The 20585-nt window shown below is 67.4% G+C and carries 14 protein-coding genes and 3 tRNA genes; 9 read left to right on the forward strand and 8 right to left on the reverse strand.

The window, feature by feature from the left end; genetic code table 11:
• Positions 1–212 precede the first annotated feature (212 nt).
• A complete protein-coding gene (locus EGT50_RS02295; protein WP_127950970.1) occupies positions 213–836 on the forward strand; it encodes a class I SAM-dependent methyltransferase in 624 nt (207 codons plus the stop codon).
• Here EGT50_RS02295 and EGT50_RS02300 read toward each other — a convergent pair.
• A complete protein-coding gene (locus tag EGT50_RS02300) occupies positions 814–1278 on the reverse strand; it encodes an arsenate reductase ArsC (protein WP_127950971.1) in 465 nt (154 codons plus the stop codon). The two genes, EGT50_RS02295 and EGT50_RS02300, sit on opposite strands and share 23 nt — an antisense overlap.
• Positions 1279–1889: 611 nt before the next feature.
• Between EGT50_RS02300 and EGT50_RS02305 the strand changes: the two genes are divergently transcribed.
• Both EGT50_RS02305 and acpS read left to right on the forward strand, forming a co-directional pair.
• Entirely contained in the window at positions 1890–11201 is a 9312-nt protein-coding gene (locus EGT50_RS02305) for a type I polyketide synthase (protein ID WP_127950972.1), read from the forward strand.
• Complete coding sequence (gene acpS / locus EGT50_RS02310) at positions 11202–11615, forward strand: holo-ACP synthase AcpS (RefSeq protein WP_127950973.1); 414 nt, start codon at positions 11202–11204, stop codon at positions 11613–11615.
• A gap of 93 nt (positions 11616–11708) precedes the next feature.
• Here the strand turns inward: acpS and EGT50_RS02315 are convergent, their stop codons facing one another.
• On the reverse strand, positions 11709–12320 hold the full coding sequence (locus tag EGT50_RS02315) for a TetR/AcrR family transcriptional regulator (protein ID WP_235870564.1): 612 nt from the start codon (positions 12318–12320) through the stop codon (positions 11709–11711).
• 207 nt (positions 12321–12527) lie between these two features.
• Here EGT50_RS02315 and EGT50_RS02320 point away from each other — a divergent pair, with 207 nt between their 5' ends.
• Entirely contained in the window at positions 12528–13901 is a 1374-nt protein-coding gene (locus EGT50_RS02320; protein ID WP_408014577.1) for a dipeptidase, read from the forward strand.
• A 9-nt stretch (positions 13902–13910) separates the two neighbouring features.
• Here the strand turns inward: EGT50_RS02320 and bcp are convergent, their stop codons facing one another.
• The gene (bcp, locus tag EGT50_RS02325; RefSeq protein ID WP_127950974.1) at positions 13911–14381 is read right to left on the reverse strand and encodes a thioredoxin-dependent thiol peroxidase; all 471 of its coding nucleotides are present in this window, start codon (positions 14379–14381) and stop codon (positions 13911–13913) included.
• A 161-nt stretch (positions 14382–14542) separates the two neighbouring features.
• On the opposite strand from bcp, the gene EGT50_RS02330 reads away from it, so the two are divergent.
• The 3 genes from EGT50_RS02330 to EGT50_RS02335 all read left to right on the forward strand — a co-directional run bounded on the left by EGT50_RS02330 (position 14543) and on the right by EGT50_RS02335 (position 16441).
• Entirely contained in the window at positions 14543–14764 is a 222-nt protein-coding gene (locus EGT50_RS02330) for a DUF3618 domain-containing protein (RefSeq protein WP_127950975.1), read from the forward strand.
• A 24-nt stretch (positions 14765–14788) separates the two neighbouring features.
• The gene (locus EGT50_RS17320) at positions 14789–14923 is read left to right on the forward strand and encodes a hypothetical protein (RefSeq protein WP_268960648.1); all 135 of its coding nucleotides are present in this window, start codon (positions 14789–14791) and stop codon (positions 14921–14923) included.
• 678 nt (positions 14924–15601) lie between these two features.
• Positions 15602–16441, forward strand: coding sequence for a hypothetical protein (locus tag EGT50_RS02335; protein ID WP_127950976.1), 840 nt, complete (start codon positions 15602–15604; stop codon positions 16439–16441).
• 266 nt (positions 16442–16707) lie between these two features.
• On the opposite strand, the gene EGT50_RS02340 is transcribed toward EGT50_RS02335, so the two are convergent.
• Positions 16708–16780: transfer RNA gene (locus EGT50_RS02340), tRNA-Lys, on the reverse strand.
• A gap of 24 nt (positions 16781–16804) precedes the next feature.
• Positions 16805–16877: transfer RNA gene (locus EGT50_RS02345), tRNA-Lys, on the reverse strand.
• A gap of 261 nt (positions 16878–17138) precedes the next feature.
• Between EGT50_RS02345 and EGT50_RS02350 the strand changes: the two genes are divergently transcribed.
• A complete protein-coding gene (locus EGT50_RS02350; protein ID WP_127950977.1) occupies positions 17139–18383 on the forward strand; it encodes a L,D-transpeptidase in 1245 nt (414 codons plus the stop codon).
• A 52-nt stretch (positions 18384–18435) separates the two neighbouring features.
• Positions 18436–18663 (forward strand): hypothetical protein, encoded by a 228-nt coding sequence (locus EGT50_RS02355; RefSeq protein WP_127950978.1) that lies wholly within the window; start codon positions 18436–18438, stop codon positions 18661–18663.
• 114 nt (positions 18664–18777) lie between these two features.
• Here EGT50_RS02355 and EGT50_RS02360 read toward each other — a convergent pair.
• The 3 genes from EGT50_RS02360 to cmrA form a co-directional block, all read right to left on the reverse strand.
• Positions 18778–18850: transfer RNA gene (locus EGT50_RS02360), tRNA-His, on the reverse strand.
• 83 nt (positions 18851–18933) lie between these two features.
• Positions 18934–19533, reverse strand: a complete 600-nt coding sequence (gene orn / locus EGT50_RS02365; RefSeq protein ID WP_127950979.1) for an oligoribonuclease — start codon at positions 19531–19533, stop codon at positions 18934–18936.
• Between the two features lie 225 nt (positions 19534–19758).
• The gene (cmrA, locus tag EGT50_RS02370; RefSeq protein ID WP_127950980.1) at positions 19759–20562 is read right to left on the reverse strand and encodes a mycolate reductase; all 804 of its coding nucleotides are present in this window, start codon (positions 20560–20562) and stop codon (positions 19759–19761) included.
• Positions 20563–20585: the final 23 nt, after the last annotated feature.

A 20585-nucleotide genomic window follows, 5' to 3' on the forward strand; every position in this document is an offset into this window, starting at 1 on the left:
GCGACGGCCCGAGACCGCACGGATGCCCGTCGACGATTCCGGCATCGCGCGTCCGGTAACCGACACCGACCTCCGTGGCTTGCAGCGGCGCATGTTGCTTGTGCCGATCGAACCGGCGTCATCGTTGGAGACGCTGACGAGACGTCGGCGGTGCCGCCAGTGTGAAGTGTGGGATGCTGGACGAGAGACCAAGACCACAGGGGGAATCAGTGATGGGGTTCTACGACGATCGGATCGTTCCACGGCTGGTGAACATTGCGTGCGGGATGTCCCTGACCGAACCGTTCCGCAAACGAGTGTGCGCCGACCTGCGCGGCCGAGTTGTCGAAATCGGCTTCGGATCGGGTCTCAACGTCCCGTTCTACCCATCCACCATCGAATCGATCAGCGCCGTCGAGCCTGCCGACCTCGGCTGGAAACTGGCGGCCAAACGGCTAGCAACCTCCACGGTTCCCGTCGAACGATCCGGACTCGACGGGGAATCACTTCCCTTCGACGACAACACCTTCGACTCCGCGCTGTCGACCTGGACGATGTGCACCATCCCCGACGTAGACGCCGCGCTGCGCGAAGTGCGGCGCGTCCTCAAGCCCGGTGGCACCCTGCACTTCGTAGAGCACGGGCTCGCTCCACACGAGAAGGTCCGGCGCTGGCAGTACCGGCTCGAACCGATCCAGAAGGCCGTAGCCGGCGGCTGCCACCTGACCCGCGAGATCCCCGCCATCGTGCGGGCCGCTGGCTTCGAGATCCAGGACCTCGACACCTTCTACGAGGAGGGCACCCCGAAGTTCCTGGGCGCCCTATCCCTCGGGGTCACTGCACCGGTCGAGAAGTGATAGACGAGCCCGACCGTGTCGAGGCAGAGCGGGTGGCGGGCTGCGAGGTCAGTTCGGCGATGAGCGCTTCGACCCGGGCTTTGATCTCATCGCGGATCGGCCGGACGGCTTCGATGCCCTGACCGGCGGGGTCGTCGAGTACCCACTCGCGGTAGGACTTTCCGGGTAGAACAGGGCAAGTGTCGCCGCAGCCCATTGTGATGACGACGTCCGATGCGCGGACAGCGTCGACGGTGATGATCTGCGGGGTCTGATCGGAGATGTCGATCCCGACCTCGGCCATTGCTGCGACCGCGGCCGGGTTCACCTGGCCGACCGGCGCACTGCCGGCCGAGCGGACCCTGATCCGATCACCGGCCAGGTGGGTCAGGAACCCGGCTGCCATCTGGGAGCGACCGGCGTTGTGGACGCAGACGAACATCACGCTCGGGGGTGTAGACATCGGTTCGGACTCCTTCACGAGCGAGGACATCTGTGAGGGCCTGACCGGAGGCTACACCGGAGCTAGCCACAACTCCGTGATAGCGAAGTAGCCCCGAAGACGACCACCATTGCCATGCAGCGGTTCAAGGCCACGGTGATCAGTCCGGCTCGATCGGCCGAGTGTGTGCCGACCTGCCTCCGGGACGTGACGCACGTCGGGGCCGTGTAGTCAAGAGGGTCACGAAACTATAACGATCAACATGAGGATTTCCTCAGGTTTGTGGACGTCCAAGCATGCACGCTGACCCGCAGAGACCCTGTCTACCGACGGGTCACTTTCGGGTGAATATGTGTCCAATGTCACTCGATACTCGCTGGTAGGAAGGGTGCCCCGGCGAAAACGTGAGGAACCCCTCATGATTCTGTGCCAACCTCGGAGTACCCGGGTTCGCTGCTCGAAGGCGTACCCGAGAGGCGCCGCGGGTTGTCCGAGTTGTCCCGAGACGTCGATGTCTGAGACGAGACGTCGTCGATGTCCCGAGTTCTCTCTGAGAACCGCGCGTCCGCTCGGCCCAGGCCGGCCGACCATGACCATCCAGCGTTCGGGAACCAGGAGAGGACACAACTTCGGTGACGATCGACGACACTGCAGGAAACGGACGAACCTCGAAGGACCACAGCCGAATCGGCGCGGAGCGTCACGCGGTGCGGCCGGGCGCCCAGCGGCCGCTCGTGGACCGATTGCGCGCGGGCGAACCCTATGCGCTCGCATTCGGCGGGCAGGGCGCGCCCTGGCTCAGCGCGCTCGAGGAACTCACCAGGGACAGCGGTCTTGAGCCCGCACTCACTGAATTGGTCAACGAGGCCGCCGCGATCCTCGAACCGGTCGCGCAGGATCTGCTCATAGTGCGCCCCGTTGGCTTCGACCCGATCGCGTGGATCCTCGAGCGGGAGCTTGCCGAGGACGACGGCGCGACCTCCGGCCCGTCCACGGCCGCGCTCACCTCGGCGGCGGTGTCGCTGCCGGGCGTGCTCCTCACCCAGCTCGCCGCGCTGCGTGCACTGGCGCAGCAGGGCCTCTCGCCGGCTGTCACCGAGCCTGTGGCCACCATCGGGCACTCGCAGGGGCTCATCGCCGCAGCGGCCGTTCACGGTGGTGGTGCCGCGGACGGCGCACTGCTCGCGACCGCTCAGCTTCTCGGCGCCGCCGCCGGTCTCGTCGGACGCCGCCGCGGGATCATCGCAGCCGCTGACCGTTCGCCGATGCTCGCCGTTTCCAACGTCGACCCCGAACGTCTCGCTGCGATCGTCGCCGAACTGGCCGAGGGCGTCGGTGAGGAACGCGCGGCCGTCATGGCAATCCGCAACGGGCGTCGTCGCGTCGTATTGTCCGGTCCGCCCGCGCAGCTCGCTCGCGTGCAGAAGCGCTGTGAGCAGATCGCTGCGGAAGAGACCCACGCGCGGGAGGTCAAGTCCCGTGGTGGCTCTGCGTTCTCACCCGTCTTCGAGTCGCTGTCGGTCGAGGTCGGGTTCCACCACCCGGCGCTGCAGGAGGCCGTCGAGATCGTTGGTGGCTGGGCTGCCCGCTGTGGCCTGGACGCCGATCAGGTGCGTGCGCTCGCCCAGGCCGCCCTGGTCGATCCCATCGACTGGGTAGACGCCGTGGAGGGCGCCATCGAGTCCGGCGCCGCGTGGATCCTGGACCTCGGCCCCGGCGACCTGCTCACCCGCATGACCTCCGCGACCCTGCGCGGTCAGGGGGTGGGGATCGTCGCCGCCTCCACCCGTGGCGGCCACCGCAACCTGCTCACCCCGGGTGCCGCTCCCGAGGTGTCGCACGCCTGGGCCGAGTTCGCGCCCAAGACCATCCAGCTGCCCGATGGCCGCGTCGCGGTCGAGACCGCGTTCACCCGGCTGACCGGCCGCTCGCCGATCCTGCTCGCAGGCATGACCCCCACGACCGTCGACCCCGCGATCGTCGCGGCCGCCGCCAACGCCGGTCACTGGGCCGAACTCGCCGGAGGAGGACAGGTCACCGAGCAGATCTTCGCCTCCCACGTCGAGGAGCTGAAGGGTCTGCTCGAGCCCGGCCGTGCCGTCCAGTTCAATTCGCTCTTCCTGGACCCGTACCTGTGGAAGCTGCAGGTCGGTGGCAAACGCCTGGTGCCGCGCGCCCGCGCGGCTGGTGCGCCGTTCGACGGCGTCGTCGTCTCCGCCGGTATCCCGGAACTCGAGGACGCGGTCTCGCTCATCGACGAACTGACCGAGGCGGGCTTCAGCTACGTCGCGTTCAAACCCGGCACCCTCGCGCAGATCCGCTCCGTGATCCGCATCGCCAACGAGGTGCCGGACTTCCCGGTCATCGTGCACATCGAGGGCGGACGCGCCGGCGGGCACCACTCGTGGGAGGACCTCGACGACCTGCTCCTGGACACCTACGCCGAGCTGCGCACTCGCGGCAACCTCGTGCTGTGCGTCGGCGGCGGTATCGGCACTCCGCAGCGAGCTGCCGACTACCTAACCGGAAGCTGGTCCAGCGCATACGGCTTCCCCGCGATGCCGCTCGACGGCATCCTCGTCGGCACCGCCGCGATGGCGACACTCGAGGCCACCACCTCGCCCGAGGTCAAGCAGATGCTGGCGGACACCCCCGGTACCCCGGACTGGGTCGGTGCGGGAACCGCTCAGGGCGGCATGGCTTCGAGCCGCAGCCAGCTCGGCGCCGACATCCACGAGATCGACAACACGGCGTCGCGCACGGGTCGTCTGCTCGACGAGGTCGCCGGTGACGCCGAAGCGGTCGCCGCCCGCCGCGACGAGATCATCGCCGCGCTCGACGCGACCGCCAAGCCGTACTTCGGTGATGTCTCGTCCATGACCTATCGGCAGTGGTTGCGCCGCTACCTGGAACTAGCGGTCGGCGTCGATTCCCCTCAGGCGTTCGACTGCGGCGGCGACGTGCAGGATGCAATCGCCGACGCGACCCGCTCGGTGTGGCTGGACGTCTCGTGGCGCGACCGCTTCGGCGAGATGCTCCAGCGTGCCGAGGCGCGCCTGCACCGCAACGACCGCGGTCCGATCCGGACGTTGTTCGCCGACCCGGCCACGCTCGAACGGCCGTTCGCCGCGCTGTGTGCGCTCGAGGCCGCGTACCCGGACTACGCAACCACTCTCCTGCACCCGGCCGACGTGCCGTTCTTCGTCGCCTTGTGCAAGACCCCCGGCAAGCCGGTCAACTTCGTGCCCGTCGTCGACGGTGACGTGCGCCGTTGGTGGCGGTCGGATTCGCTGTGGCAGGCGCACGATGCGCGCTACCGCGCCGACCGGGTCTGCATCATCCCCGGCCCCGTCTCGGTCGCCGGCATCACCCGCGTCGACGAGCCCGTCGGCGAGCTGCTCGACCGTTTCGAGAAGGCCACCGCCGACGAATTGGTCGCCGACGGCGCCACCCCGACCCGGGTCGCGGGGCGTCGCCACGGCGGCTTCGGGACCGGCCTTCTCGACGCCGTTCTGACGGCACCCGACGTGCTGTGGGCGGCACGTCTGACGCGAAACCCGGTCCGCCGTCTCGGTGAGGTCGCCGAATGGACGATCGAGTCCGACAACGTCGCGAGCCACGACAAGACCGGTGCCCGTCTCGTCGTCGCCGACGAGGAGCATGTCGACCTCACGGTGCCGCTTGCCCTGGACAAGACCGTCGAGATCCGGATCACCGTACCCGCCGCTGTTCGGGACGGCGGGGCGCCGGTCATCACCGCCGCCGATGCCGAGGCCTCGATGGCCGCCCTGCTCGGTGTGGCCGCCGGCCAGGAGCTACCACAGGTCAAGAACGGTGTCGCGCACATCAACCTGGCGTGGACCCCGGACCTGACCGCAGACCACGCCGGTGTTACCGGCGTCGGCCTGCCCCAGACCCTGAGCACCAGCGGCGAGGCCGTACCCGACGTCGTCGTCGGCGCCTGCTGGCCAGCCGTGTTCGCCGTGCTCGGTGCCACGACCACCGAGTCGGGTGTGCACGTCATCGAGGGCATGCTCGACCTGGTCCACCTCGACCACTCGGTGCGGTTGATCGGCGAACTGCCCACGGAGACCAGCATTCTCGTGGTCCGAGCCGAGGCCGGTGACGTCGTCGACACCGACATCGGCCGCGTCGTCGAGGTCTGCGTCGAGGTCGGCGCGATGCTGGGGGACGGCCTCGAAGCCCCGGCCGTCGCAAAGCTGGTGGAGCGCTTCGCCATCCGCGGCCGCACCGGCAAGGGTGAGCTGGCTGATCCGGCGCGCGCCGGCGGATCGCTCAGCCCGGACGTCTCGGAGACCCCCCGTCGCCGGCGCCGCGACCTGAGCATGATCGCGCCGCGCAACATGGCTGCGTTCGCCAGCGTCTCCGGTGACCACAACCCGATCCACACATCGGACGCCGCGTCACTGCTCGCCGGGCTCGACAGCCCGATCGTCCACGGAATGTGGCTCTCGGCCGCGGCCCAACAAGCCGTCGCCGCCACCGACGCCGACGCAGCGGTGCCGGCCCGCCGCCTGACCGCGTGGACCGCGCGCTTCCTCGGCATGGTCCGCCCCGGCGCCGAGATCGACGTCCGCATCGAACGTGTCGCCACCGATCACGGTGACGAGATCGTCGAGGTCGGCTGCCGTGTCGAGGGCGATCTGGTGATGGTCGCGACCGGCCGCGTCGCCGCCCCGAAGACCGTGTACGCCTTTCCCGGTCAGGGGATCCAGCGTTCGGGCATGGGCCTCGACGCCCGCGCCCGCAGCAAGGCCGCCCGCGAGGTCTGGGAGCGGGCCGACAAGCACACCCGTGCGGCCCTCGGCTTCTCGATCCTCACCGTCGTCCGCGACAACCCGACCGCGGTCAAGGCGCGAGGCGTCGAGCATCGTCACCCGGACGGTGTGCTGCACCTGACCCAGTTCACCCAGGTCGCGATGGCGACCCTCGGCGTCGCGCAGGTTGCCGAACTCCGCGAGGCCGGCGCCTACGTCGAGGATTCGTACCTGGCCGGTCACTCGGTCGGCGAGTACAACGCCCTCGCCGCGGTTGCCGGAGTGCTGCCGCTCGAGGCGCTGCTCGAGGTGGTGTTCCAGCGCGGCTCGGCAATGCACGAGCTGGTGCCCCGCGACGCTGCCGGTCGTAGCGACTACCGCATGGCCGCGATCCGCCCGTCGCAGATCGGTGTCACCGATGACCAGCTCCAGGCGTTCATACGCGAAGTCGGGGCCCGTGCCGGCGAGTTTCTGCAGATCGTGAACCTGAACCTCAAAGGTTCGCAGTACGCGATCGCCGGAACGGTCAAGGGCCTCGAGGCGCTCGAGCGCGAGATCGGGATCCGCCGTGAGGCTTTCGGCGGCAAGCGTGCGTTCGTCATGGTGCCTGGCATCGACGTGCCGTTCCACTCGACGGTGCTACGCGACGGCGTCGACGACTTCCGAGCCAAGCTCGACGAGCTGCTGCCGCAGGAGATCGACCCGTCGCTGCTGATCGGCCGCTACATCCCGAATCTGGTCCCGAAGCTGTTCAACCTGGGCCGCGACTTCGTCGAGGAGATCGTCGACCTGGTGCCGTCGAAGCCGTTGCAAGCGGTGCTCGCCGATTTCGACGGCTGGGCCGAGCGCCCGGTCCAGCTGACCCGTGTGCTGCTCATCGAACTGCTCGCGTGGCAGTTCGCGAGCCCGGTCCGCTGGATCGAGACGCAGGACCTGCTGTTCACCGACGTTGCCGACGGCGGTCTGGGCGTCGAACGTTTCGTCGAGATCGGCCTGGGTGCGACCCCGACCGTCGCGAACCTGGCATCGCAGACGATCAAGCTGCCCGAGCACACGGACACCAAGGTCGAGGTGCTCAACATCGAGCGCGAGGCGTCGATCGTCTACAGCACCGACGTCGATCCGGCTCCGGCCGAGCACGAGCCGGCCGACGAGCCCGAAGCCCCAGCCGAAGCCCCAGTCGCAGCCGCGCCAGCGGCGCCCGCCCCCACAGCGGCCCCGGCTGCACCGGCCGGCGGACCGCGCCCGGACGACATCGCGTTCAAAGCCGCCGACGCAACCAAGGTGCTCATCGCGCTGTGGACCAAGCTGCGTCCGGACCAGATTGGGCCCGCCGACACGATCGAGGCCCTGTGCGATGGTGTGTCCTCGCGCCGCAACCAGTTGCTCGTCGACCTCGGTTCCGAGCTCTCGCTCGGCGCGATCGACGGTGCCGCCGACGCCGACATGGGCTCGCTCTCCGTGACCGTCGACCGTCTGGCCCGCACCTACAAGCCGTTCGGCCCGGTCCTGGCCGACTCCATAGGCGATCATCTGCGTCGGGTGCTCGGACCGTCGGGCCGGCGTCCCGCGGCGATCGCCGATCGCGTCAAGAAGGTCTGGGAACTCGGCGACGGCTGGGTTCACCACGTGACCGCGGAGGTCGCGCTCGGAACGCGTGACGGCTCCAGCGTCCGCGGTGGCGAGATGGGTGGTCTGCACGACGGCGCGCTTGTCGACGGTGCCGCCGTCGACACGCTCGTCGACACCGCCGTCCAGTCCGTCGCGAGTCGTCGCGGCGTCGCGGTTTCCATGCCCGCCGCTGCCGGTGGCGGGGGAGGAACCGTTGACGCGGCCGCGCTCGGAGAATTCACCGAGCACATCACCGGCCGGAACGGCGTACTGGCCTCGGCCGCTCGCCTGGTCCTCGAGCAGCTCGGGTTCAGCGAGCCTGCGACCGCCGTCGCGGCCGAAGACTCCGCGCTCGTCGACCTCGTGTCGGCGGAGCTGGGCTCCGACTGGCCGCGCCTGGTCGCGCCGGTGTTCGACGCGGCGAAGGCGGTCCTGATCGACGACCGCTGGGCCACGGCCCGAGAGGACCTGGCGCGCGCCTGGACCGGCGAAATCGATCTGACCGTCGAGCATCTCGACGGTGCCGGTGCCGCAGTGGCTGCGCACGCCAAGTGGTGGCAGCAGCGTGCTCGCAAGTCCGGACGCACGACGCTGGGCGAGGTCTACGGCCGCATCGCACAGGTCGCGGTTGCTCCGACCGAGGAGATGGGACAGTACAGCGGTGAGATCGCCGTCGTCACCGGCGCCAGCAAGGGCTCGATCGCCGCGTCCGTCGCGGCCAAGCTGCTCGGCGGCGGTGCGACGGTCGTCGTGACCACTTCGCGTCTCGACAGCGAACGCCTCGGTTTCTACCGCACGCTCTACAGCCGCAGTGCCCGCGCCGGCGCGGCCCTGTGGGTGGTGCCCGCGAACATGGCGTCCTACACCGACGTCGACGCGCTGGTCGAGTGGATCGGCGACGCCCAGACCGAGACCGCAGGCGGCGCCAGCAAACTCGTCAAGGAGCCGATGACCCCGACGATGCTGTTCCCGTTCGCCGCACCGCGGGTGGCCGGCGAACTGTCCGACGCGGGTTCGCGCGCCGAGATGGAGATGCGGGTATTGCTGTGGTCGGTGGAGCGACTGATCGGCGGCCTGTCGCAGATCGGCCACGATCGGGACGTCGACACCCACCTCCACGTCGTGCTGCCCGGATCCCCGAACCGTGGCCTGTTCGGCGGTGACGGTGCGTACGGCGAGTCGAAGGCCGCGCTCGACGCGATCGTCGGTCGATGGTCGGCCGAGCGCACGTGGGCCGAGCGGGTCACCCTGGTGCACGCGCTGATCGGGTGGGTGCGCGGCACCGGACTGATGGGCGCGAACGACCCGATGGTCGAGACCGTCGAGGCCAGGGGCGTGCGCACCTGGTCGACCGACGAGATGGCCGCCGAACTGCTGCGCTCGTGTACGGCGGACGTCAGGCGCGCCGCCGCGAACGCACCGCGACAGGTCGATCTCACCGGCGGGCTCGCCGAGGCCGATCTGGACCTGGCCGCGCTGGCGAAGGAGGTCGCAGAGGCGGCCGAGAGTGCCGGTGAGGCACACGACCGTGCCGGTGTGGACGCGAACTCCATTGCCGCCCTTCCTGCTCCGCCGCGGATCCTCGACGAGCCGGCCGCGCCCTCGTGGCCGCAGCTGGACGTCGATCCGGCGGACCTGGTCGTCATCGTCGGCGCCGGCGAACTCGGGCCGTACGGCTCCGCGCGGACGCGATTCGAGATGGAGGTCGACGAGCAGCTGTCAGCCGCGGGGGTGCTCGAGCTCGCGTGGGCAACGGGCTTGGTGGCGTGGGAGAACGATCCCGAGCCGGGCTGGTACGACGTCGCCTCCGGTGAACTCGTGCCGGAGGAGGAGATCGCCGAGCGCTACCACGATGCCGTTGTCGAGCGCTGCGGCATCCGCACCTACGACGACGACGGTGCGATGGTTGACAACGCCGCGCCGCTGCTGACGTCGGTGTTCATCGACAAGGATCTGTCGTTCGTCGTCGGCTCGGAGGCAGAGGCCCGCGCGTTCGTCGACGCGGACCCGGAGAACACCGCCGCCAAGGCCGATCCGGACAGTGGCGACTGGACCGTCACCCGGAAGGCCGGCACCGAGATCCGCGTGCCGCGCAAGCTGAAGCTCACCCGCACAGTAGGCGGGCAGATCCCGACCGGGTTCGACGTCACCAAGTGGGGCATCCCCGCCGACATGGCGGGATCCGTGGACCGGGTGGGCCTCTGGAACATCGTCACCACGGTCGATGCTTTCCTCTCCGGTGGTTTCACCCCGTCCGAACTGCTGCGTTGGGTGCACCCGGCCTTCGTTGCGAACACGCAGGGCACCGGCATGGGTGGCATGAGCTCGATGCGGTCGCTGTACATCAACACGCTGCTCGGCGAGTCCCGGGCGAACGACATCCTGCAGGAGGCGCTGCCGAACGTCATTGCGGCGCACGTCGTCCAGTCGTACGTCGGAGGCTACGGCGCGATGGTGCATCCGGTCGCAGCATGTGCCACGGCCGCTGTCTCGGTCGAGGAGGCCGTCGACAAGATCAAGCTCGGCAAGGCCAAGCTGGTCGTCTCCGGCGGTTTCGACGACCTGGGCATCGAGGGCATCGTCGGCTTCGGCGACATGTCCGCAACGGCCGACTCGGACGAGATGGCGGCCCGCGGGATCGACCCCAAGCGCTTCTCGCGAGCCAACGACCGTCGTCGCGGCGGCTTCGTCGAGTCGGCCGGTGGCGGCACGATCCTGCTGGCGCGCGGTGACCTGGCTCTCGAGATGGGTCTGCCGGTGCTCGGTGTGGTCGCGTGGGCGGGCTCGTTCGCCGACGGTTTGCACACCTCGATCCCGGCCCCCGGCATCGGCGCCCTCGGCGCTGGGCGCGGTGGCCAGAGTTCGCAGCTCGCGTCGTCGCTAGGCGCGCTCGGAGTCACCGCCGACGACATCTCGGTGGTCTCCAAGCACGACACCTCGACCGCGGCGAATGATCCGAACGAGGCCGAACTGCACGAGCGGCTGGCCGAGGCCCTGGGCCGTAGCGAAGGCGCCCCGCTGTTCGTGATCTCCCAGAAGACGCTCACCGGCCACGCCAAGGGCGGCGCCGCGGCGTTCCAGCTGATCGGCCTGTGCCAGGTCCTGGGTCAGGCCGTCGTCCCGCCGAACCGCAGCCTCGACTGCGTCGACGACAAGATGGCCGAGTACCCGCATCTCGTGTGGCCGCGTACACCGCTGCGACTCGGGGACCGGTTCTCGCTCAAGGCCGGTCTACTGACCAGCCTCGGCTTCGGTCACGTGTCGGGTCTGATCGCGGTGGTGCACCCGCAGGCCTTCGTCGAGTCCATCCCGGCAGATCAGCGCGAGGCGTACCGTGCCCGGGCGCAGCAGCGCACGATCGATGGGCAGCGTCGTCTCGCTGCGGCGATGTGCGGTGGCGAGAGCCTGTACGAGCGTCCTGCGGACCGTCGCTTCGGCGGCGATGCGGTGCCGAGCGAGGCGGCTCGCCAGCTCGAAGCTGACATGCTCCTCACCGAGGAGGCCCGCCTGGGCGCCGATCACGTGTACCGCACCGGTAAGCCGGGGTGCCATTAGATGGCGATCCTGGGAATCGGGTTCGACGTCGTCATGATCTCGGAGTTCGGGGAGCAGCTGAAGCGTCCGGGTACCGCGATGAAGTCGAGCTTCCGTCCCGCCGAGCGTCGGTACTGCGAGTCCCGCAGTACCGATCCGGCCCGCCACTACGCGGTCCGCTGGGCCGCGAAGGAGGCGGTGATCAAGGCATGGGCGGCGTCGCGATTCGCACGCCCGCCCGCGGTCGGCGACAACGCCTATGAGCTGGTCGAGGTCGTCAACGATGCCTGGGGACGGCCCAGCATCAAGCTGCATGGTGAGGCCGCCGAGTTCCTGCCTGGAGCGAAGATCCACCTGTCCCTGACCCACGACGGGGACGTGGCGGGTGCAATGGTCGTCATCGAAGAACCTGGCCCGATCGAGCCCATCAGCTGATCGGGTACCCAAGGACGCGAGGCCGGTCGAGGGACACAATCCTTCGACCGGCCTCGCCGCATGTCCGGGCAGGTGTCGGCGACCGACTCCCCGCTAGCTCGAGCGAGATTCCTTCTCCGCAACCAGCAGATAAGCGGCCATGAGCCGTTTGAGTTCGGCGACCGCGTCGGCGTGGCTCTGGCCGTCCTGTACCGAGAAGTTGAGCATCGAGTACACAACATGCACGAGCACTTGGGCCATCATCGTGCGGCGTTCGCGCGGGGTGTGCGGCGTAAGCGGCGCGAGCATGCGGGAGACCTGCTCGGCGAACTCCTTCTCGTGGATCACGCCGGTAGCTCGTGTCGACGGGGTCGACTGCATCGCGAGCCACACCTCACGGCGGGACGGGTCCGACGTCCACAGGCCCGCCATGTGGTCGACGAACTTGTTGAGGAACCGCAGCCAGTCGATCGAGGGCACCTCGCCCTTGAACGCTTCGAGTTCCTGCTGCACACCCACCAGGTCCTGCCGGTTGAGCTCGCACACGATGACGTACTTGTTGGCGAAGAACTGGTACAAGGTACCGATCGGGACATCGGCACGCGCGGCCACCTCTTCGCACGTGAACGACTCGAAACCGACGTCGACCAGCAGTTCACGGGACGCGGTCAGAAGGGCGTCGAACTTGCGGCGGCTGCGTTCCTGCGTCGGGCGACGGCGAGGCATCAGCTCCTGGGGGTCGCTCTGGACCTCCAACGCGGGGTCCACCCTGCGGCGTGGACGGCGGCTGGCTGTGGACTCCACGAGAACAGGTTATCGGTCTTTCGGGCCGGATTCGACGAGGCGCCTGTTCGTGTGTCCCACGGTATCGCTGACACCTGGACCGCCGTCGGCTCGTAGGCTCGGACGCGACCCGTCGTTGCGATTGTGGAGGTGGCCGTGGTGGAACAGTCGGATCGGATCCGCTCCCGGATCGAACAGCTCATGCCGACCGCGCGCGACGAGCTCGCGGCGCTGGTCGCCTTCCGGTCCATCGCCGATCCCCGACAGTCCCCGCCCGAGCAGTGCACAGGAGCTGCGAACTGGGTCGCCGACGCGTTCCGGGCCGCCGGCATCGCAGATGTCGACCTGGTCGAGACGTCCGACGGAGCGACGGCCGTCGTCGGGCATCAGCCCGGCCCCGAGGGTGCGCCGACGGTGCTGCTCTACAGCCACTACGACGTGCAGCCGGCGGGAGACGAGGCGCTGTGGGAGTCGCCGCCGTTCGAGCTGACCGAGCGGGACGGGCGCTGGTACGGGCGCGGCGCCGCCGACTGCAAGGGCAATGTCGTGATGCACCTGCTGGCATTGCGAACTCTCACGGCGGCGGGCGAGCCGTTGCCGGTCGGTGTACGGATCGTGTCGGAGGGTTCCGAGGAGATGGGGACCGGCGGACTCGAGGAGTTGGTCCGCGAACGTCCCGAACTGTTCGCGGCCGACGTCGTCGTGATCGCCGACACCGGCAACGTCGCGGTCGGCGCACCCACGCTCACGACCAGTCTGCGGGGCATCGTGAATGTCGTCGTAAGCGTGGAAACCCTAGCAGGAGAGCTGCATTCGGGCATGTATGGGGGTTCGGCACCGGACGCACTCGCTGCGCTCGTGCAAATGCTCTCGACACTGCGGGACCACGGGGGAAATACCGTCGTCAGCGGACTCGACACCGCCCAGGTCTGGGACGGGGCCGAGTACCCAGAAGAGCGATTCCGCAAGGATGCCGGGGTGCTCGACGGTGTCCGGCTCACCGGGTCGGGGTCTGTCGCCGACGCGGTGTGGGCCCGCCCGGCTCTGACGATCCTCGGCATCGATGCGCCGCCGGTTGTGGGGTCCGCTGCCGCGATCCAGCCGCGCGCCTCGGCCCGACTCAACCTGCGGGTCCCGCCGGGGATGGATCCGGTCCGGGCGCAGGATGCGCTGGTCACACATCTCGAGAAGGCGGCGCCTTGGGGCGCGCACGTCACGGTCGAGCGGGAGGCCTTCGGTGAGCCGTTCCAGGCGCGGACATCGGGACCCGGGTATGCCGCGTTGACGGCTGCATTGACGGCTGCGTTCGGTGCCGATGTCGTGGTTGCGGGCCAGGGCGGATCCATTCCGTTGTGCAACGTGCTGGCCGAGCAGTTTCCCGATGCCGAGATCGTGCTCATGGGGGTCGAGGAGCCACGAGCGCTCATCCACGCCCCGAACGAGAGCGTCGACCCGTCTGAGATCGAGAACCTGGCCGTGGCCGAGGCCCTGTTCCTACAGGGCCTCGGCGATCGAGTCGAGTGATCGAGCGGGTCAGACCGACAGGTCGCGGCGCAGCTTCGCGACGTGCCCAGTGGCCCGCACGTTGTACTGCGCGACCTCGATCTGGCCGTCCTCGCCGACGAGGAAGGTCGACCGGATCACGCCCTGGACGACTTTGCCGTACATCTTCTTCTCGCCGAATGCGCCCCACGCGGTGAGTGTTGTCTTCTCCGGATCCGACAGCAGAGGGAAGTTCAAGCCCTCGCTCTCGCGGAACTTCTCGAGCTTTGCGGGCTTGTCGGGGGAGATGCCGACGACGTCGAGGCCGGCCTCGTTGAGTTCGGCGAGGCTGTCGCGGAAGTCGCAAGCCTGCTTGGTACACCCGGGCGTGCTCGCAGCGGGGTAGAAGTACACGATCACCTTGCGTCCCCGATAGTCGGCGAGCGACACTTCGTTGCCGTCGGCATCGGGCAGCGTGAAGTCGGGGGCGCGGTCTCCGGGTGCAAGCCTGTTGTCGGTCACAGCGAATGAGGCTACCCAAGACGCCCGACGGCTCGTACACCATCTTGACGGACGAAATCCGCCCCGCTCGCGCACTGTTCTACGGTTGTGACGACCGGTGCCGGTAGCGTGACCGGCACAGCAGCATCACAGCCGCACCGATTTCGACAGTTGGAGGACACGTGCCCAGGGACACCGAGGCCATCGAGCGGGACATCGAGAACGCCCGCAATCAGCTCGCGGAAACACTCGACGTGCTCGCTGTCCGGACCAACCCCAAGCGGCTGGTCGAGACGACCAAGCACAACCTGCTCGCGAAGCTGAACGAGCCCGCAGTCAAAGCGGCTCTCATCGGTGCCGGTACCGTCGTCGGATTCCTGGTGCTACGCAAGATCTTCCGCTGAACAACCGAATGGGAGCGTGGCGGGATGCCGACGTACATCGTCATCCCGCTCACGGGCCGGTATCCGTCGTTCGTGGAGCTTGGGGACATCGCGTGGTGCAAGGCGCAGCGCGGTGGGGTGCACAAGGTCGCTCGAGCGGCGGGGACGGATCTGCGGTAGCCGCGCTCTGTCAACGGGGATCGGGGCGAAGAACTCTCCGATCACCCTCGCCGTCGACGCCGGGGTGAAGGTCTACTTCGTCGACCCGAATAGCGCGCGTCAATCCGGTGCCGTCCAGGACGTCAATAGTCCTATGCGGCAATACTTCCCGAAGGCGACAGATCCAGACTTCCCTCAACGGTAGACCCTGCCCGACACTCGGCACTCCACTCGGATGGAAGATGCCCGTCGAAGCCCTCGACAAGCAACCTCGATCGATGCGATAACCCGGTGTCGTATCGAGCGGCCTGATCACCGGAACTCGGAGCCACCTCAACGGCATCGTTCCGCGAGTCTCGGCCCGTCGCATACGCCGCCGATGCGTGATTCGTCCACTCTTGGCAGCCCACAGCAAACCCAGGATCGAGAGATCGCGATGAGGCGAGAGCTATCGATCGGGCACAGGGTTGGACGGACCATGTGTCGTTAGTACAGCTAATACCCCCTGGGAACGGGCCCTGAGCGGGTCGATCGGCGGCTACTCGCCGGTAATCTAATCGCCGACTAGCAAACCGGCAGCAACAACTAGACCGTTTGTTCTGCAAAAGCGCTACACCGCCGTGATGAAGTCGTTATGGTGTTCCCGATCTGCGCGGATCTCTCTCCCATCCATCAGCAATATCTGAAGAGGAGTGACGAATGAGAAGTCCGTTATTCAGGCACTGCGCCGCCCCCATCACAGGCGCAGCGCTCGTGGCAGGGACGATTCTGATCGGCGCACAGGCGGCGTCCGCGGCAAACGACCCGGTCACGACGGTGACGAACTACAAAGCGGCCTGTCAGGCGAACAGCATCATCGACGTGACGAAGATCCAGGACACGTCTGTGAGCGTCACCGCCCCGACCCAGGTCGAAGCCGGCGAGACCTTCACCTACCGCATTCAGCCAGGTCCGTCCTCGTACCCGAACCGCGATTCCGGCGCGACGACGAGGAATGTCTCACGGCTCAAGCTCGACTTCATGATCCCGGAGAACTCGACCTTCGTCGAAGCCGCGGTGGTCGGCTCGGGCACCAACCTCGACAACGTGCCTCCGAGCGTCATCCGCGTCGACGAGACCGGAAACCCGTCCGACACCGGTCAGATCTTGCGTCTGTCCGGAGACAACGAAGTGATCGGGAACGGGCCCTCGGAAAGTGTCAGTACCAGATCCGAGGGCGGCATCCGCGCACCGAAGCTGCAGCTGAACCTCGACGGCACGCCGAACGAGAACGGTGACAGTTGGTTCCAGTTGCCGGCCGTCGACGTCACGGTGGTCGCCGGGGAGGCTGGAACACCGATCGAGCCCAAGCTGCGGACGGATGGTGACGCGGGCAACTTCAATGCCTACGAGAACTTCAACACCTTCCTGCCGAAGGCTTCGTTCTTCGGAATCCAGTGGGCCAACACCCGCTGCGTTCCTCGCGACTCGAGCAGCGACCCGCTCAACGCCGGCGCCGGTCCGCTGGCGACGGTCGATGTCGTCGCTCCGCCCGAGTAGGCAGTAAGTAGATCATGCAGACGCTCGGCTGGGATATCTCAGCCGAGCGTCTGTGCGGGCGGCCGGCCAACTGCGCATCGGCGTGTTCGAGGCTCCGAAGCGCTTGTTGAACTTCACGTTTGAGCGTGCCGTCGGTCCGGGGGAACGTCGCTCGGTAGATCGTTTGGGGGCTCATCCCTCCGGAAACGACACGGCCGTCGCAACCTCCCGCATAGAGAACGTTGCGACGACCGTGTGAATCCGGCTCGCGTGCGAGGCCTTCTCGGTGCGCCCACAGGGACTCGAACCCCGAACCCAGTGATTAAGAGTCACTTGCTCTACCAATTGAGCTATAGGCGCTCGTTGCGCCGGCGAGAACCAGCGTGCGCCGCCAGGGACTCGAACCCCGAACCCAGTGATTAAGAGTCACTTGCTCTGCCAGTTGAGCTAGCGGCGCATTACCTTCGCGAGGTGACCCCCGCTCAGTGCGAGGAGAACACTAACGGACCGCCTCGAGCTAACGCAAATCAGTCACGCGGCAACCCTCGACCCGCAGCTGACGATCGGTACTCGACCGTTACTTCGGCCTTCGGCGCGTGAAAGTGGGGTGTTCGTCGGAACTGCCATCATGCAGTGATGCGGATGGTCAGCGATCCGCGGTTGGGCCTTTTCCTGGGGGCGCGGCTCTGTGGTTTGCGCAGTGCGAAGTGGGGTTTGCATGGGGATCAGGGGCGCTGGTCGGTGTTGGCGCAGGGGCGGGGCAAGAGGAAAGCGGCTGCAGGCGCTGGTCGCAGTCAGCGGGGCGGGGCTGGGCATGGTGATGCTCATCACCGGATGCACGATCCCGACGGGCGCAGTAGGTGCCTCCACCGCCGACTCCGCGTCCGTCAATTCCAATCCGCTCGTGGCGCTGATCAAGCCCAAGCTCACCACGTCGGTCACCGACGGAGCGGTGGGTGTGTCACCGGTGGATCCCGTCGCCGTCCGTGTCGCAGACGGCAGGTTGGCGAACGCGACCCTTCACAACCCCGAGGGGCGGGTCGTGGCGGGCAGGGTCGCGCCCGATGCGATGACGTGGACCAACTCGGAGCCGCTCGGATACAACCGCACGTACACGCTGCAAGTCGACGCGTACGGTCTCGGTGGCGCGTTGACGACGACCACGTCCTTCACTACCAGTGCGCCGGGGAACCTCACCATGCCGTATGTGATGCCGGGCGACGGAAGTGTCGTCGGTATCGGGCAACCTGTCGCGGTCCAGTTCGACGAGAACATCCCCGACCGCAAGGCTGCCGAGGCGGCTATCGACATCACCACCAGCCCGCCCGTCGAGGGAGCCTTCTATTGGCTGAACAACCGCGAGGTGCGTTGGCGTCCACAGAACTACTGGGCCCCGGGGACCAAGGTGACCGTCGACGTCAATGTGTACGGACGCGATCTCGGTACGGGGCTGTTCGGCCAGGAGGACGTGCAATCGTCGTTCACGATCGGCGACGCCGTAGTCATCACCGCTGACGACGACACGAAGCAGGTCACCGTCAACGTGTCTGGGCGCGACGTGAAGACGATGGCGACGTCGATGGGCAAGGACAGCACGCCGACCGAAAACGGCATATACATCATCGGCGATCGCTTCGATCACCTCGTCATGGATTCATCCACATATGGTGTGCCGGTGAACTCGCCCGACGGTTACCGCACACCGGTCGACTGGGCCACGCGAATGTCCTACAGTGGCATCTTTTTCCACTCCGCTCCGTGGTCGGTGGCGGAGCAGGGGTACACCAACGTCAGCCATGGGTGCCTCAACCTGAGCCCATCGAACGCGAAGTGGATCTACGACAACACCAAGCGCGGCGACATCGTGATCGTCAAGAACACGGTCGGTGCGACGTTGTCCGGCACCGACGGGCTCGGTGACTGGAACATCCCGTGGGAGACTTGGAGCGCAGGAAATGCGTAGCTTCCGACTATTCTGGGTATGACCGAATCATCCTAAGTAACGGGAGCTGAGCGTGGAAACGGTGGGAGTCGGAGATCTCGTTCAGGCGGCGGGGCACGCGGGCCCGTGGACTGTCCTCGAGGTCAGGCACGGTATGGCGCTACTCGAGCACGCGGACGGACGTCGGCTTTCGCGCCGGACGACCACGTTGACCGTGGTCCGCAAGGCCGAACCCGGTGCTCGCACCATGCGCGCCGCCGGCGAGCCCAGCGGCGGGGACGCGCCCACGCTGTTCGACTAGGCACCGCGCGGGACTGTTTCGTCGGATTGCGCCGAACCCGGAGCCCCAGAGAGCGGTTCGGAAACGGGGCAACGAAAAACGCCCTCCGGCATCGCCAGAGGACGTCTTTCTCGGGGTGAGTGACGGGACTCGAACCCGCGACATCCAGGATCACAACCTGGTGCTCTACCAACTGAACTACACTCACCATCGCATCGCTGCCGGTCGGAACCGGCGGCTTCAGCGAGACAAATATTAGCCTGACGATCGACGATTGGGCCAATCGCCAGGTCAGGCGGGCCCCAGCTCCTTCGCGACGGCCGCGATCTCGACGCTGGACGGTCCCGGATCGGAGACGAAGGCGGTCCGTCGGTAGTACCGCAGTTCGCGAATCGACTCCCTGATGTCGACGAGTGCACGGTGTGCGAGGCCCTTCTCCGGCTGGCCGTAGTAGATGCGCGGGTACCAACGTCGGCAGAGTTCCTTGATCGAGCTGACGTCGATCATGCGGTAGTGCAAGTGCGCATCCAGTTCGGGCATGTCCCGGGCGATGAATCCACGGTCGGTAGCGATCGAGTTGCCGGCGAGCGGCACAGTGCCGGCGACAGGTACGTGGTCGCGGATGTAGTCCAGCACCATTCGCTCAGCCTCGGCCACGGTCACGGTCGACGCGCGCACCTCCTCGGTGAGCCCTGAGCGCATGTGCATCTCGGCCACGACGTCGGGCATTGCCTCCAGCGCGTCGTCGTCGGCGTGGATCACGATGTCCACTCCGTCGCCGAGGATGTTCAGGTCGCTGTCGGTCACCAGTGCGGCGATCTCGATGAGCTTGTCCGAACCGAGCCGAAGGCCCGTCATTTCACAGTCGATCCATACCAGTTTGTCCTGCACGAGACACACAGTAGTCAGGCCCGGTCGGGGTGGTGTCAACAGTGGACAACTTCGTAGACGGCGCAGGAAATACGGCTGCGCGCGTGCGAATTCCACCCGCGACATGAACCGGCACGGCCTGGTCGCGGGGTGACCGGGACGGGGCACCGAACCAGCGCTGAGATCAGCGGGTTTCGGCGCCCCGTTCCGGTATTCGCAGTACTACTGGACCCTAGATGGTCCGGGTCAGCCGCCCAGCTTCTTGTAAAACGTGCCGACGATGGGTGCGACGACGGAACGGGGGCTGTACTGCCCGGCAACCGACATACCCTTGCTGAGGATGCCGGGTACGATCCGCATCTTGTTCTCGGCGAGGGCGTCGAGCGAGACCTTCGCGACGTACTCGCTCGAGATCCACAGAAAATCGGGTACGAGCTTGTCGACGATGGACGCTTCGGCCGGGTCCGGGGTCTCGGTGCGGACGGGCCCCGGGGCGAGCAACGTGACATTGACGCCGCTGTCCTTGAGTTCGCCGCGCAGCGACTCGGAGAAGGTGTTCACGAACGCCTTGGTCGCGGCATAGGTCGCATTGTTCGGAATCGGCATGTTGCCGGCGGCCGAGCCGACCATGAGGATTGCACCGGACCTGCGGGCCACCATGCCGGGCAGGACGGCCAACGTCAGATCATGCACAGCGACGGCGTTGAGCTCGACCTGGTCGCGCTCGTAGCCCGGATCCAGCTCGGTGAGCGGCCCGAACGTCGCGATGCCCGCGTTGTTGCACAGGATCGAGATCTCCCGCTCCGCCAGTTCGGCGACGAGCGGGCCGCGGGCATCGCGGTCGGACAGGTCCGCGGCACGGACCTCGACCTCCACGCCGTACTTCTCGCGTAGCTCTGCGGCGAGTTTCTCCATCACCTCGCCGCGGCGAGCGACGAGGATCAGCGAGTGTCCGCGCGCGGCCAGTTCGGCGGCGAGCGCCTCGCCAATGCCGGAGGAAGCGCCGGTCACGACCGCGCGCGCGTCAGGGTTGGGATTCGGCAGACTCACGACTGTGCAGCGTAGCGGGTCAT

This window comes from Rhodococcus xishaensis (assembly GCF_004011825.1).
GTDB classification, from domain to species: domain Bacteria; phylum Actinomycetota; class Actinomycetes; order Mycobacteriales; family Mycobacteriaceae; genus Prescottella; species Prescottella xishaensis.